Source organism: Kordia algicida OT-1 (assembly GCF_000154725.1).
GTDB classification, from domain to species: domain Bacteria; phylum Bacteroidota; class Bacteroidia; order Flavobacteriales; family Flavobacteriaceae; genus Kordia; species Kordia algicida.
The window spans coordinates 4,203,883-4,219,355 of sequence record NZ_DS544873.1 but is presented as its reverse complement, the minus strand read 5'-3'; the positions used below and the strand labels follow the sequence as shown (position 1 = coordinate 4,219,355).

General features: G+C 36.0%; 12 protein-coding genes. 11 read left to right on the top strand and 1 reads right to left on the bottom strand.

Translation table 11 applies throughout. The annotated features are described in order from the left end of the window. Window positions 1-6: 6 nt before the first annotated feature. The gene (locus tag KAOT1_RS18030) at window positions 7-3,369 is read right to left on the bottom strand and encodes a reprolysin-like metallopeptidase (protein WP_007096323.1); all 3,363 of its coding nucleotides are present in this window, start codon (window positions 3,367-3,369) and stop codon (window positions 7-9) included. A 216-nt stretch (window positions 3,370-3,585) separates the two neighbouring features. Here KAOT1_RS18030 and KAOT1_RS18025 point away from each other — a divergent pair, with 216 nt between their 5' ends. The 11 genes from KAOT1_RS18025 to KAOT1_RS17975 all read left to right on the top strand — a co-directional run bounded on the left by KAOT1_RS18025 (window position 3,586) and on the right by KAOT1_RS17975 (window position 15,472). After that, complete coding sequence (locus KAOT1_RS18025; RefSeq protein ID WP_007096322.1) at window positions 3,586-4,518, top strand: bifunctional riboflavin kinase/FAD synthetase; 933 nt, start codon at window positions 3,586-3,588, stop codon at window positions 4,516-4,518. Further along, window positions 4,508-5,854 (top strand): HTTM domain-containing protein, encoded by a 1,347-nt coding sequence (locus KAOT1_RS18020; protein WP_007096321.1) that lies wholly within the window; start codon window positions 4,508-4,510, stop codon window positions 5,852-5,854. The genes KAOT1_RS18025 and KAOT1_RS18020 overlap by 11 nt, the downstream gene beginning before the upstream one ends. 216 nt (window positions 5,855-6,070) lie before the next feature. Continuing rightward, a complete protein-coding gene (gene serS / locus KAOT1_RS18015) occupies window positions 6,071-7,342 on the top strand; it encodes a serine--tRNA ligase (RefSeq protein ID WP_007096320.1) in 1,272 nt (423 codons plus the stop codon). Window positions 7,343-8,780: 1,438 nt separating this feature from the next. After that, window positions 8,781-10,565 (top strand): tetratricopeptide repeat protein, encoded by a 1,785-nt coding sequence (locus KAOT1_RS18010; protein ID WP_040559682.1) that lies wholly within the window; start codon window positions 8,781-8,783, stop codon window positions 10,563-10,565. A 76-nt stretch (window positions 10,566-10,641) separates the two neighbouring features. Continuing rightward, window positions 10,642-10,956: a DUF4286 family protein gene (locus KAOT1_RS18005; protein WP_007096318.1), complete on the top strand. Its 315-nt coding sequence runs from the start codon at window positions 10,642-10,644 to the stop codon at window positions 10,954-10,956. Window positions 10,957-10,958: 2 nt separating this feature from the next. Further along, window positions 10,959-11,399, top strand: a complete 441-nt coding sequence (locus KAOT1_RS18000) for a hypothetical protein (protein ID WP_007096317.1) — start codon at window positions 10,959-10,961, stop codon at window positions 11,397-11,399. 14 nt (window positions 11,400-11,413) lie between these two features. Beyond that, window positions 11,414-12,196, top strand: coding sequence for a 16S rRNA (adenine(1518)-N(6)/adenine(1519)-N(6))-dimethyltransferase RsmA (gene rsmA, locus KAOT1_RS17995; RefSeq protein WP_007096316.1), 783 nt, complete (start codon window positions 11,414-11,416; stop codon window positions 12,194-12,196). Next, window positions 12,183-13,535 carry a magnesium transporter gene (gene mgtE / locus KAOT1_RS17990; RefSeq protein WP_007096315.1) on the top strand — a complete coding sequence of 451 codons (1,353 nt, stop codon included), beginning with the start codon at window positions 12,183-12,185 and terminating at the stop codon, window positions 13,533-13,535. The genes rsmA and mgtE overlap by 14 nt, the downstream gene beginning before the upstream one ends. An 86-nt stretch (window positions 13,536-13,621) precedes the next feature. Beyond that, window positions 13,622-14,143: a GNAT family N-acetyltransferase gene (locus KAOT1_RS17985; RefSeq protein WP_007096314.1), complete on the top strand. Its 522-nt coding sequence runs from the start codon at window positions 13,622-13,624 to the stop codon at window positions 14,141-14,143. A gap of 19 nt (window positions 14,144-14,162) precedes the next feature. Then, a complete protein-coding gene (locus KAOT1_RS17980; protein WP_007096313.1) occupies window positions 14,163-14,528 on the top strand; it encodes a cupin domain-containing protein in 366 nt (121 codons plus the stop codon). A 5-nt stretch (window positions 14,529-14,533) separates the two neighbouring features. After that, on the top strand, window positions 14,534-15,472 hold the full coding sequence (locus KAOT1_RS17975; protein WP_040559680.1) for a 2-hydroxyacid dehydrogenase: 939 nt from the start codon (window positions 14,534-14,536) through the stop codon (window positions 15,470-15,472). Window position 15,473 lies beyond the last annotated feature (1 nt).

The following is a 15,473-nucleotide window of genomic DNA, read 5'->3' as shown; positions in this document are numbered from 1 at the left end:
AATCTACTATTGTACAATTAGTTTTTTAATACTCACTTTTTCTCCATCATTTACACGTACCATATACAATCCTGCTTGTGCAGAAGTTATATTCAACTCTTGTCTAAAATTGGATGAATTATTGTATTTCTTTGAAAAAATTGCACGTCCACGAACATCAAAAATATCAATCGTTATATCTTCAGAAGAAGTTGATGTAAAGTTTACTGTAAATTTCCCTCTTGTTGGATTTGGCCAAATGGCGAAGTTTTCCAGTTCATCTTCTACAGTTGATAGTGTATTCTGAACATTCACTCGATAATCTTCCACTTCCGCATCCGCACCATTCTCACAAGAAGTTGGGAATACAATTGTATTTCTTGAGGTATATTTTGTTGAAACTCGCATTGTTGTACTTCCTGTCAATGCTGTACTTGGCACCACAATCATCATTCCTGAATTTGCTGTAGCTCCATTGGCTACATTATCCGCTTCTCCTAAGTCATATTCTTCTCCAGGATCGTCAAAACTACAGTTCTGATTCCAATCAATCCAAACTTTCGTCTGTGTTCTATAATTTCCATCCGTATTCGCATTTACGGTAATTGGATACGAAGCTTCTTTAGTAACATTTGCAATATCTGTCGCTGTATAATCACTGTAACCTGAAGGTTTTCCTGAAGTTCTATTAATACTTTCAAACATTACCAATGTCGTACTTGTTTCAAATTGCGTATTGGCTACCGAAGCACATACACTACAACTTTGTGTCGTAAAAGAATATACACTAGAATATACAGTAGATACACAATCATTCGCAATACCGACTCTCCAGTAATAGGTTGTTGATTGGCTCAATGACGAAGGCATATAACTTTCTGTAGTCACTGTTGCCGATTCTACAATATTAGAGAATCCTGCATCGGTTGCAATTTGTACCTGATAATTATCTGCCAATGTTTCTTCCGACCAAGTTAAACTTGTATTGGTTGGCACATTGGTTGCCGCATCACTTGGAGAAACTAACGTTACAGGCGATAAACTTCCTGGCAAAACGCTCAATAATACATCTGCCGATCTTGAAGTGGCTCCAGATGTTCCTCGTGCCGAAAACGTGTAATTTCCTGCTGTAGTACCTGCCGTATTAGAAATTGTCAATGTTACCATAGTTCCATCTGCGGAAGCGCTTGTAGGGTTGAATGTAGCATTAGCTCCTGCTGGAAGGTTTACTGTTGAAAATGTTGTTGTACCACTAAATCCGTTAAAAGTATTGTACTCAAAAGTATACACTGCATCTGCTGGCTGACATGCTGTTTCGTCATTATCGGTAAAAACCAATGCAAAATCTGGTTCTACTAAAGTGAAATTGCTAGAGTTCATCGCATAAAAAATGTGTCCAGCTCCTTCTACAATAATTCTCGCTTGTGAAGTTGGCGTTGTTACAGGAACAGTAATCGTATGCGAACCATCATTTGCTACATTTGAAGCTAATGTTGTTGGAAATGTTTGTCCGCCATCTGTAGATAATAAAATATTGACGTTTGACGAATTTACTGGCGCAACATCAGTATTTGCAACATTCCACGTAATTGTTTGACTTGTTCCCATTTCCCAACTTACGTTAGAAGTTTGTGAACTTACCGTAAAAGGTCCTGCGGCAGTAGTTACTTGGATAGAAGTTAAATCAAAGCTAGATTGTCCTCCAAGTCCAGTCGCAGTTGGCTCTCTATCACGCACCGTTAATGCCCAATTCATGGTTCTGTTTACTGTGGCAACAGTTTCCCAAGCAGAATTTATTGTTGGATTTGTTTGTGTTAAATTCCCAGAAGCTACTCTACTCAACTTAGGAATATATCTATTTGGTGAATTTGTTGGTGGCAACGATCTGTTCATAGAACCATTTGTTACTGTTGGTCCAAATGACGTATTTGTTACCTGTCCGCTATCTGTTTGTTCCCAGCAATAGGTCAATGCGTCTCCGCCATCAGCATCTGTAGCGCTTCCTCTTAGCACATATGCCGTTCCTTGTGGAATGGTAAAATCGCTTCCCGCATTTGTGTTTGGTGGATTATTTGCCAACACTGGTGAGTTATTCGCATTCCAACACGTACGCACTTCTAAGTTATCCAATACTTGTTTGATACTGTGATAGTGAAAATATGGATCACTGTTTTGCTGTACGTTATTTGCACCTGTAATTCCTGCATAACCCATTACTGTAGATCCACTTCCTGGCTCTGCATTTACACCTGTTCCTTCAGTACTAAAAGCCCAAGTATGGTTAGCGCCCATTTGGTGACCAATTTCGTGTGCTACATAATCTACATCAAACGTGTCTCCTTCTGGAATTCCATCTGCTGGAGAAGTATATGCGCTTCCTTTATTTTTATCTGTATTATTTGCGGTATCGTCTCTACAAACACAACCAATACAACCTGCATTTCCACCGCCGCCAGTAGCTCCGAATAAGTGTCCAATGTCATAAGCTGCATTTCCAACAGTAGCAGTATTTGTCAAAACATTCTGTACTTGAACTCCCCAACCATTGGTATTGTTACTATTTGACGAAGCAGTTCCTACATTTGCATCAGAATACGGATCTGTGTTTGCATTGGTGTAAATAAGATCATCATTATTTGCAATCACTTCAAAGGTAACTGCCATATCTACTTCAAAAATTGCATTTACACGAAGCATTGTTGCGTTGATCGCTGCCATGGCATCTGCAACAGTTCCTCCATGATACTGAGTATACTCACCCGTAACAGAAATTGCGATACGAAATCTTCGTAATCTTTGATCGTCTGCATCTTCTGGTGAAAAATCTATGTTTGTAAATCTATCTTGAACTTCATCAATCGTTGAACATTTAAAATTATTCACAGAACTTGTTCTTGCATCTCTAGTATAGAGCACATAATTTTCTGCATTACTACTAGAAGGATGCATAAAGACGGTAGGTTGATTTGCATAAGAAATCATAGTTTGCACACCTTTATGAGAAACACTCATACGCAATTGCGCTCCGTAGTTATCTTGACTATAACCAACGTATGATTTGATATTTGGAAAATTGGCCGCAAGTTCTGGCGCAAAAACTGACGCTTCATACAATCTAAAAGATTCTATAGTTCCATTAATTCCAGGTACTTTTACAATTGTACTAGAATTCATTCCTATTCCTCTTAAAGGAACATTGACAAGTTGTTGTTTAAAATTTTCGAAATTGAGTTCAAAAAAATGAACTTTTTGTGCAGAAAGGTTAAACTTTGATACAGTTTCAGCACTTGTAGCGGTTTCTTGCTTCTTCCAGTCGTTGCTTTGCGAAAATGCGAAGTTTGAGAGTAAAAGTATACACACAAGTAAACCGAAGCGAGTAATATGCTTCATAGGTTTTTAAGATTTAGGGGTTTCTTTTTTGATTTCCAAAATTAGCGCATTTTACATATTTACATAAATTTCGACTGTTTTTTCGATTAATAAAGCAAATCGAGCGACGAAGCATTTATTTTCTTCCGTGAGTATCTTTTTTAAAAAAACAAAGATTAAAATCAGATTATTTACTTTTTGTAAAAGAATTAAATAGTTTTGTAAAAAAGACGCATAGTGAATACCATAGATTTTTTTGAAGCATACAAAGCAAAAAATCCATCTGCAATAACCATTGGTACTTTTGATGGTGTTCATGTGGGACATAAAAAAATTATAGAAAATCTCATTGCAAAATCAGAAGGTCTAGACACTATGTTACTTACTTTTTTCCCGCATCCGCGAATGGTCTTGCAACAAGATGCCAATATAAAATTGATTAACACAATTGATGAACGTATTCAACTACTAGAAGCTACCGGACTCAATACGCTCATTATTTACCCATTTAACAGAAAGTTTTCACGCTTAAAAGCAAGCGATTTTGTGCGCGATTTTTTAATAGCTCATCTAAATTTAAAAAAAATCATCATTGGTTACGATCATCGTTTTGGTAGAAACAGAACGGCAAATATTGACGATTTACGTGAATTTGGAGAAGCTTTTGACTTTAAAGTAGAAGAAATTCAAGCCAAAGAAATTGATGACGTTACGATCAGTTCAACCAAAATCAGAAAAGCATTAAACGAAGGAGATATTGCAACAGCAAACGCGTATCTTGGTTATGAATTTATGCTGACAGGAACTGTAATTTCTGGAAAAGGCTTGGGAAATACGATCAATTTTCCAACGGCAAACATTCATATCAAAGAAGATTACAAACTGATTCCAAAACAAGGTGTGTATTTTGTTAAAAGTATGATAGATGAAAAAACTGTTTTTGGAATGATGAATATTGGCACAAACCCTACCGTAGCAGGAAAAAAACAGACAATTGAAGTTCATTTTTTTGATTTTGATCGTGATATTTATAATGAAAAGATTCAAGTGCGACTCATTGAACGTTTGCGCGATGAGCAAAAATTTGATTCTGTAACGCAACTGCAAGCTCAATTGCAGAAAGACAAACAAACCTCTTTACAACTAATACAGAACTATCATGCTGAATAAACTTCTTTTCAAACAAGTAGACAATACTTCGCTCGTGGTTTTTCGAGTGTTTTTTGGTTTGCTTATTTGTTTGGAAGGATTTGGCGCTATTCTCACAGGTTGGGTAAAACGCACATTTATTGATCCTGATTTTACATTTACATTTATAGGTTTTGAATGGTTGCAACCACTTCCAGGAGTTGGCATGTATTTTTATTTTATGCTGATGGGAATTTGTGGTTTTCTAGTCATGATTGGGTATAAATATCGCTGGAGTATGGGAATTTTTACCATTCTTTGGACGTGTGCCTATTTGATGCAAAAAACATCATACAACAACCATTATTATTTATTGGTTTTGTTGTGCATTTTTATGTGGATTGTTCCTGCACATCATTACCTTTCGGTAGATGCAAAACAAAATCCGAAACTAAAAAAGATTCACATGCCCAATTGGGTTTTGGTAATTTTTATTTTACAATTATTCATTGTGTATACGTATGCTTCGGTTGCCAAAATGTATCCTGATTGGCTTTCGGGAGAAGTAACAACAAATTTAATGGCTGGACGAAAAGAATTGCCAATCATTGGTAAATTTCTACAACAAAAATGGATTCACACGATGTTAACCTATGTCGGAATTGGTTTTGATTTGCTCGTAGTTCCTGGATTGTTATGGAAACGTACACGCGTATTTTTCTTTGTGTGTTCTATCGTGTTTCACTTGTTCAACTCGTTTGTATTACACATCGGAATTTTCCCGTATATGTCCTTGGCTCTTTGTCTTTTCTTTTTCGAACCAAAAACCATTCGAAATCTATTTCTAAAAAACAAACCTTTGTATACAGGAAACGAAGTCATTTTGCCACCATTTCGAAAAATTGCCATTCCTATATTTACAATTTATTTCATTTCGCAAATTCTCTTACCTTTACGTCATTGGACTTTTGAAGATGATGTGCTTTGGACAGAGGAAGGACATCGCTTAAGTTGGCGTATGATGTTGCGCTCCAAAACAGGTTACATTCAATTGAAAGTTGTAGATAAAAAAACAGGCGATATTACGTATGTAAAACCTGCCAATTATGTAACAGCAAAACAAGCCAGCAGAGTTGCTACAAAACCAGACATGTTATGGCAATTTGTACAGTTTTTAAAGAAAGACTATGCCAAAAAAGGCACTGATGTCGAAATTTACGCTGAAGGTCGTGTACGTGTCAACAATCATCCGTACCAAAAACTCTTTGATCCTACGGTGAATTTGGCTGATGAAGAATGGTCACATTTCTCACATCATCATTGGTTATTGCCTTTTAAAAGTAAATATGACACCAACGATACTACCAAAAAGAATTGATTTTCAAATTCCTTTTCAAGCAAGCTAAAAAAAGTACGTCAATTCTGTTAATTTGATTATTTTTGTGCCTTCAATTAATTAATGCGTTAAGGATTAAGGCATTTGTTGAAGCTCCTCGTAGAGAGCGACTGCCGAAAGCCTGACCGAAGTACACTGTCACATTGAGCGCAGTCGAAATGCGAAAGTGTACGAAGGAAACGCCATAAACATAACAAAATGTTACAATTACAATTTATTAGAGAGAATAAAGCTGAAATTATTGAGGCTTTGAAGAAACGAAATTTTGATGCCACTGAAGTTGTAAACGAAGTAGTTTCGCTTGACGAAGCGCGTAGAAGTTTGCAAGTTGAGTTAGACAACACATTAGCTTCCTCTAATAAATTATCCAAAGAAATTGGACAGTTGTTTAAAAGTGGAGAACGTCAAAAAGCAGAAATTTTACGCGAAAAAAGTACGCAGTTAAAATCGCAAGCAGAAAGTTTAAAAGCAGACTTAAAAGAGAAAGAAACTTCGGTTGCTGAACTTTTATACACCATTCCAAATGTACCAAACGAATTGGTTCCTGCGGGAAATAGTGAAGACGATAACGAAGAAGTTTTTCGCAAAGGTGACATTCCTACATTGCATGAAAACGCACAACCACACTGGGAATTGGCAAAAAAGTACGATATCATCGATTTTGAACTAGGAAATAAAATCACAGGTGCAGGATTTCCTGTATATAAAGGAAAAGGTGCGCGTTTGCAACGTGCATTGATTCAGTATTTCTTAGATAAAAACACAGATGCAGGATACACAGAATATCAAGTGCCACATTTGGTCAATGAAGCTTCTGGTTATGGAACAGGACAGTTGCCAGATAAGGAAGGACAAATGTATCATGTAACGGCAGATGATTTGTATTTAATTCCTACAGCGGAAGTTCCTGTGACAAATATGTTTCGTGGCGATTTGCTAAAAGCTGACGATTTACCGATTTGCTGTACAGGTTACACACCATGTTTTCGTCGTGAAGCAGGAAGTTATGGTGCGCATGTTCGCGGATTGAATCGTTTGCACCAATTTGATAAAGTAGAAATTGTTCGTATTGAACGTCCAGAAGATTCGTATAAAGCATTGGATGGAATGGTAAATCACGTCAAAGAAATTTTGGAAGAATTAAAGCTTCCTTACCGAATTTTACGTTTGTGCGGTGGCGATTTAGGATTTACGGCGGCATTAACCTATGACTTTGAAGTATTTTCTACTGCGCAAGATCGCTGGTTAGAAATCAGTTCGGTTTCTAACTTTGAAACATTTCAAGCGAATCGTTTAAAACTCAGAATCAAAGACAAAGATGGCAAAAAACAATTGGCACATACGTTAAACGGAAGTGCGTTGGCTTTACCAAGAGTCTTAGCTGGAATTTTAGAAAACTATCAAACCGAAAACGGAATTGAAATTCCTGAAGTATTGCAAAAATACACAGGTTTCGATATCATATCGTAAGTTAAAAATTATACATAAGAACTAAATTAAAACATCGATAATGTATTTTATCGATGTTTTTTGCTTTTTGGCGATAATTTAATTACGTTTGTCATCCCAATTTAATACAAAATTATGTGTTACGTAATCCATAGATTAATAGCTAGTACGTACCATATAAGAACTTAACAGAAATGCTATACACCCAAACCTAGTTTTAAATAGTTTTAATCTATGGAATTTATAGCTGATAGAAATGCCTGAGCAATTGTTCGGGCATTTTGACTTTATAGTATAATGCGTTTCCACAAGTGTGAACATTGAGCTTGCCAAAATGAAGCCGATCTAGTATCTAAATCAAGAATCTAGAGTCAGGATTCAGGATGTTTTATAGAAAACTACGTCAAACTGAACTCGATTCAATTTCCCATAAGAGTGTGAGATTTTTAAAAAAGGTGAAGCAAAAAAACATCCGAGTAAGAAGTCTAAAAGCACGAAGTGCGATCTAAAAGCAAAGCGACCTTACTTCTAACAGCGATAGCGATCTAGTATCTAAATCAAGAATCTAGAGTCAGGATTCAGGATGTTTTTATAGAAAACTACGTCAAACTGAACTCGATTCAGTTTCCCATAAGAGTGAGAGATTTTTAAAAAAGGTGAAGCAAAAAAACATCCGAGTAAGAAGTCTAAAAGCACGAAGTGCGATCTAAAAGCAAAGCGATCTTACTTCTAACAGCGCAAAAGCGCGATCCAAAAGCAAAGCGATCTAGTATATGAATCAAGAATCTAGAGTCAGGATTCAGGATGTTTTATAGAAAACTACGTCAAACTGAACTCGATTCAGTTTCCCATAAGAGTGAGAGATCTTTAAAAAAGGCAAAGCAAAACATCCGAGTAAGAAGTCTAAAAGCACGAAGTGCGATCTAAAAGCAAAGCGATCTTACTTCTAACAGCGCAAAAGCGCGATCCAAAAGCAAAGCGATCTAGTATATGAATCAAGAATCTAGAGTCAGGATTCAGGATGTTTTATAGAAAACTACATCAAACTGAACTCGATTCAGTTTCCCATAAGAGTGAGAGATTTTTAAAAAGGCGAAGCAAAAAAACATCCGAGTAAGAAGTCTAAAAGCACGAAGTGCGATCTAAAAGCAAAGCGATCTTACTTCTAACAGCGATAGCGATCTAGTATGTAAATCAAGAATCTAGATTCAGGATGTTTTATAGAAAACTACGTCAAACTGAACTCGATTCAATTTCCCATAAAAGTGAGAGATCTTTAAAAAAGGCAAAGCAAAACATCCGAGTAAGAAGTCTAAAAGCACGAAGTGCGATCTAAAAGCAAAGCGATCTTACTTCTAACAGCTATAGCGATCTAAAAGCGGAGCGATCTAACATCTAAAAGTGCTGAAAGCACGATCATCCTCTAAAAAATATGTTATCTTTGAACAAAAGCTTTTATATGCGTTATCTACTTTTCATCATTTTCAGTTTGGCAATGTATTCACAAACAATTGCGCAAAGTGATGCATTAGCGCAGCAATATTACGAGAAAGGAGAATACAAAAAAGCAATTGTTGCTTTTGAAAAACTCTACAAAAAATCGCCACGTAAAATCAATTATTTTATTGGTATAATAAGCAGTCATCAACAATTGGAAGATTTTGAAACTGCTGAAAAATTACTCTTAGAAGCCATTCAAAAACCAAGACTAAATCCGTTGTTATTAGTAGAAACTGGCTTTAATTATGAATTAAAAAAAGATACTGTTAACGCCAATATTTATTACGAAAAAGCAGTTGCATATACAAAGCAAAAAGTATCGGCTTCTTATATTGTTGGTCGTTCATTTGAGAAAAAATCCTTGTTAGACTATGCTTTGCGAGTGTACAAAGATGCGATGATTCAAAACCCGAACTACAATTTCTTAAACAACATTGCACGTATTTATGGTGAAAAAGGGGACATTGAAAAAATGTTTTCTAGCTATTTAGACCTCATCAAAGATCGTGTAGAACAAAAAGGATATGCACAGCGAATCATCAGTCAGTTTTTACGTAACGATCCAAATGACGAAAACAATACCTTATTCCGAAAATTACTCTTGAAGCGCAATCAGGAAGAACCAAATTTGTTGTGGAATGAACTATTAAGTTGGTTATTCATTCAGCAAAAACAATACAAAAGAGCGTTCATTCAAGAAAAAGCAATTTACATGCAAGGCGATTATTCGTTGCAGCGTATTTTTGAACTTGCAAGTTTAAGTATTGAAGATGGTGAAATGGAAATTGCACGCGAAATCTTGACCTATATTATTGACAAATCTACACAAGATTCCACAAAAATTCGTGCGTCTCAAAACTTGATTCAAATTGACATTGAAGCCGTAACAGATGGTAATTATGATGCAATACAAGAACGTTTTGATGAACTATTCACAAACTATCAACGGAATTACCGAACGGTATTACTACAACGTGATTACGCAAACTTCTTAGCATTTCAAAAAAATGATCCTAAAGCCGGAATTGCCTATCTAAAAGAAACCTTACAACAAAAACTAACCCTACGTCAACAAGCTGCTGTCAAACTTGCTTTGGGTGATATTTTGGTGTATCAAGAGCAATTCAATCAGGCATTAATCTACTTTTCGCAAGTACAAAAAGCTTTAAAAAACGACATTACAGGACAAGAAGCACGTTTTCGTGTAGCGCGCACAAGCTATTACAAAGGTGATTTTGAATGGGCAGAAACGCAACTCAAAGTATTAAAATCGTCTGTATCTCAATTAATTGCGAATGATGCGTTACAACTCAAACTAATTATTTCTGATAATTCTTTAGAAGATTCCACACAAACAGCGTTGAAAAAATATGCAAAAGCAGATTTATTAAAATATCAGAAAAAAGAAACGGAAGCCATTGCTACGTTAGAAGATATTCTGCAAAATCACAAAGGAGAAAAAATTGAAGACGAAGCCTTACTCATGCAAGCCAAACTCTACGAAAAACGTGGCGAATATGACAAAGCACGCTTAAATTATAAAAAAATCATTGAGTTTTTTAAAGATGATATATTGGTGGATGACGCGTATTTTGCCATGGCACAACTCTATCTCCATCAATTTGACGATCCTGAAAAAGCAAAAGACTTCTTTGAAGAAATCATTTTCAATCATCAAGACAGCATTCACTATGTAGAAGCGCAAAAAGCGTACAGAAAGTTGCGTGGTGATTCGGTAAATTAAAAGATTAAACCCTTTCTCGATAAGGTGTAATTCAGCTTAAAACCGTAATTTTGCACTATATTATCAAAAGAGAGAGATGTACATTTACAACGTAACCATAAACATTGACGAAAGCATTCACGAAGAATTCAAAACGTGGATCAGATCGCACATTCCAGACGTACTAGCAACGGGAAAATTTACGGCGGCGCGATTGGTAGAAGTTTTAGTAGAAGAAGAAATGGGCGGAACAACTTATGCCGTACAATACACCGCAAAATCGAAAGCAGATTTAGAAGCATATTACGAAGAAGACGCGCCAAGATTACGTGAAGAAGGCATGAAAAAATTTGCAGACAAAATGTTAGGTTTCCGTACTGAATTACGAATCATAGAAGACTTTAAAGCATAGCGATGGAAAAAAGATATTATTCGCAAGTTGCGTATTTATTAAAAGCTGTATTAATCATTGTGGTTATTGGCGTTGGCTTTTACATTGCTACACAAGTTTCACACAAAATAGCTACTGAATTAAGCATCAAACTGCGTAAAGACTTGGTTGTAATTGAATATACAATTAACGCAATTGTTGGAATCATTGCCTTTCTTTCAATCTTGGTAATTTTACTCAGAGGAAAACCACAAATTTCCATCAACGATACAACCTTAAGAACGAATCGTTTTAAAAGAGATTTTTCAGAACTAAAATCCTATCATAAAGGCAGAGGTGGAAGCGAACCGTATGTCATTTCACATGACGGAAAACAATTTGACATTGAATTATCTTGGTTTTCTAAAAAAGATCGTAACGAAATTGAAGCATTCATCATCAATCAAATAAAAGCTGCTAACTAAACTTAAAAAGCAACATGTCAGACAAGGTAAGAGCAAAAAAACATTTAGGACAGCATTTTCTCAAAGATGAAGAAGTAGCGCAACGCATTGCAGATACGCTTACGCTGAATCACTATAAAAATGTATTAGAAATTGGTCCTGGAATGGGCGTTTTGACTAAATATTTGCTCGAAAAACCTGTAACTACGTATGTTTGTGAAATTGACACAGAATCGGTTGCCTATTTAAAAGCGCATTATTTACAACTTTCGAACAAAATATTAGAAGAAGATTTCTTAAAATACGATCTTAAAAAAACATTCAAAGACGAACCTTTTGCCATTATTGGAAACTTTCCGTACAACATTTCTACGCAAATCGTATTCAAAACCTTAGAAATGCGCGATCAAATTCCAGAATTCAGCGGCATGTTTCAAAAAGAAGTCGCACAACGTATTTGCGCACCACACGGAAACAAAACTTACGGAATTCTTTCTGTACTCACGCAAGCTTTTTACGATGCAGAATACTTATTTACCGTGCCACCAAATGTTTTCAAGCCGCCACCAAAAGTAGATTCTGGCGTGATGCGACTCATCCGAAAAGAAAACTACACACTTCCTTGTGAAGAAAAATTATTCTTTAGAGTCGTAAAAACTGCATTTCAACAACGAAGAAAAACACTACGTAACAGTTTAAAAACATTCAATCTTTCCGATAATTTAAAAGAAGATACTATCTTTGGGCTACGTCCTGAACAAGTAAGCGTTCAAGGATTTGTAGATTTAACCATCAAGATAGCAAATGATTCCATTTAAACTCAGCGAAGAACTCATTGCGCAAGTAGAACAGCTCATTGAAGAAAAAAAAGATACTGTACTTCTAGAATTGCTAGAAGAACTTCACTATGCGGATCTTGCAGAAATTATTGACGAACTCAATCTTGATGAAGCAACCTACATCATCAAACTGCTAGACAGTGAAAAAACGTCCGACATTCTTACGGAAGTTGATGATGATATTCGTGAAAAAATTCTTGAAAATCTTTCTGCCAAAGAAATTGCAGAAGAAATTGACGAACTCGATACAGATGATGCTGCCGATATTATTTCTGAACTTCCTGAAGAACGAAAGCAAGAAGTAATTTCAGAATTAGAAGACAAAGAACACGCCAAAGAAATTGTAGAATTACTTCGGTATGATGAAGATTCTGCTGGTGGATTGATGGCGAAAGAACTCGTAAAAGTCAACGAAAACTGGAATGTGCTTACTTGTGTGAAAGAAATGCGCAAACAAGCGGAAGAAGTAACGCGTGTACATTCAATTTATGTAGTGGATGATGACGATATTTTAAAGGGAAGACTTTCATTAAAAGACTTACTGACAACTTCTACTAGAACCAATATTAGTGATGTTTACATTCCGAAAGTAGACTATGTAAATGTAGGCGACAAAGCAGAAGATGTTGCCAAAGTCATGTCTAAATACGATTTGGAAGCCATTCCTGTAGTAGACGAAATGAAGCGTTTGGTTGGTCGTATTACTATTGATGATATTGTAGATGTCATTCGAGAAGAAGCCGAAAAAGATTACCAACTTGCCGCAGGTATTACACAAGATGTCGAAGCCGATGATAGTATTTGGCAACTCACACGCGCACGTTTACCTTGGCTATTTTTAGGATTACTTGGTGGAATTGGCGCTGCTGCCATCATGGAAGGTTTCGATAAAATGTTGGAAAGTTATTCAATTCTTTTCTTCTTTACTCCATTAATTGCCGCGATGGCTGGAAATGTTGGTGTACAATCGAGCGCTATTATTGTGCAAGGTTTGGCAAATGACGACATTAAAGGAAGTATTAACAATCGTTTATGGAAAGAAATGCTATTGGCAATGCTCAACGGCATTGCATTGGCAATCATTCTATTTATAGTGGTGGCAATTTGGAAAAACGATCCAATAGCTGCATTGGCAATTTCTGCGTCGTTAGTTGTAGTAATTATTGTTGCAGGAATTATAGGGACTTTTATTCCATTATTCTTGGACAAACGCGGAATTGATCCAGCAATTGCTACAGGACCATTTATTACGACAAGCAATGATATTTTTGGAATTTTAATTTATTTCCTCATTGCAAAACTGATTATTGGTATATAAAAAGAGCTACGCTCTATACTAATTCACTATTAACAAGCGTTACAATTGCGTCTTTATAACTATTTGACACAAAGGTTCAAAAAGCAATGGAAAATCATACAATTAGAAAAGCGGTTGTCGCAGATGCAAAATTTATATCACTATTAGCAAAAATTACATTTTCCGAAACCTTTGGCAATCTATTTCGTGACAAAAGTGACTTGCGTGCTTATCTAGAAAAAACCTTTTCCTTAGAAAAAATTACGTCTTCGCTCAAAAAAGAAGAAAATGTATTTTGGATCGCTTACGCGGATGAACTTCCTGTAGGATATGCCAAACTCAAAAAACGATCACCAGTACCAAATAGTTCCTTTCATGAAGCGGCTCAATTGCAAAAAATATACGTTCTCAAAGATTATTTAGCACATAAAATTGGCACAAAACTACAAGACGCACTTTTTAAAGAAGTGCAAACATTACAAGTCGCACAACTTTGGTTATCTGTGTTACATACCAATGAACGTGCTATTGGTTTTTATCGCAAACATGATTTTCATAAATATGATTCGTACAGTTTCAGCATCGGAAAAGAAGATTTTGTATTTAATATTATGATGAAAACATTCTAAAATCTTGTAATTTAGTCGCATGAACGCAATCAACATCAGAGAAAAATTTCAAAAAGTCAACGGACAATGGCATCCACACCAAATTGCTACGGTTGACGATATGCAAGTCATCTTGGCAAAAATTCAAGGCGAATTCGTTTGGCACAAACATGATGACGAAGACGAATTATTTCAAGTCATCAAAGGAACCCTATACATGAAATTTCGTGACAAAACTGTGACAGTTAACGAAGGCGAATTGATTGTTGTGCCCAAAGGTGTAGAACATTGCCCTGCAACCAAAGATGATGAAGAAGTACATCTTTTACTTTTTGAAAAACTATCTACGGCACACACAGGCAATGTTGTACATGAAAAAACACAAAGCGAATATCCTAAAATCTAACTCCTGTGAACATATTACATCTTGACAGAAATCATCCGTTGCTCATGTCGCAACTAGCAGCATTAGGACATACCAATCATGAAGATTACACATCTTCTAAAGCTGAAATTGAAGCAAAAATTCACGAGTATGACGGTTTTATCATTCGTAGTAGGTTTAAAATTGATGCAAAATTTCTAGCCAAAGCGACCAATTTAAAATTCATTGGACGCGTCGGTGCAGGTTTGGAAAATATAGATTGTGAATTTGCTGAAACAAAAGGAATCAAATTGATTTCTGCCCCAGAAGGCAATCGAAACGCTGTTGGTGAACATGCATTGGGAATGATTTTGTCATTATTCAACAAACTTAACAAAGCCGATCGTGAAGTGCGTGAAGGCAAATGGTTACGCGAAGCCAATCGTGGTGTAGAACTCGACGGACAAACTGTTGGAATTATTGGATATGGAAACATGGGGAAAGCCTTTGCCAAAAAATTACGTGGATTTGATGTCGAAGTCATTTTTTATGACTTAAAAGATGCTATTGGTGACGAAAATGCTACCCAAGTTTCACTTAACGAATTGCAAAAACGTGCAACAATACTGAGCTTACACACACCGCAAACTCCGCTTACGCTAAATATGGTAAATACACAATTTATAGAAGCATTTCGACATAACTTCTGGTTTATCAATACAGCACGCGGAAAAAGTGTTGTGACAGAAGATTTGGTAACAGCATTGCGATCAGGAAAAATTTTAGGCGCAGGATTGGACGTATTAGAATACGAAAAAAGTTCGTTTGAAAATCTATTTAATGACGATCAAATGCCAGAAGCATTCAACTATTTAATTCATGCAGAAAATGTATTGCTTTCACCACATGTTGCAGGCTGGACCAAAGAAAGCAAAGAAAAACTTGCACAGACAATTGTAGATAAATTCAAAGCTCACTTTCACTAGA